Genomic DNA, 293 nt, shown 5'->3' on the forward strand with positions numbered 1-293 from the left:
GGATTCGTTTAGGATGAGGGGAGAGGTGAGTTCAGTACGTTGGAGGAGATGTGGAGACTTGGAGAAGGGGATAAAGGAGAGGGTACGGGTGGGGATGGTGGATAAAGCGTTGGGGATGAGGGAAAGAATGGGGGAAAGGAGCTGGAAAGAACGGGGTGTGGATGTGTTGGGAGTGGAGGGGTTGATAGGGTAGGAGGGTTAGTGTGATGTGAGATGGGGGATTGTAATAAGGTGTGGCCAGATAGCGAGGTTGATGATTGAATACATTGACCAGATCTCCCGGTTGCGGGTTT

The 293-nt window shown here is 51.9% G+C and carries 1 protein-coding gene and 1 pseudogene; one reads left to right on the plus strand and one right to left on the minus strand.

The annotated features are described in order from the left end of the window. The coding region (locus FS628_RS32895; RefSeq protein WP_260871247.1) for a hypothetical protein at positions 1–193 on the plus strand (193 nt) is incomplete at its 5' end. 18 nt (positions 194–211) lie between these two features. Here the strand turns inward: FS628_RS32895 and FS628_RS32900 are convergent. Then, positions 212–293, minus strand: a pseudogene (locus tag FS628_RS32900) (hypothetical protein); the annotation flags it as partial.

Origin of the sequence: Paenibacillus xylanexedens (assembly GCF_007676705.1) — a bacterium.
In the GTDB taxonomy this organism is placed as follows: Bacteria; Bacillota; Bacilli; order Paenibacillales; family Paenibacillaceae; genus Paenibacillus; species Paenibacillus xylanexedens_C.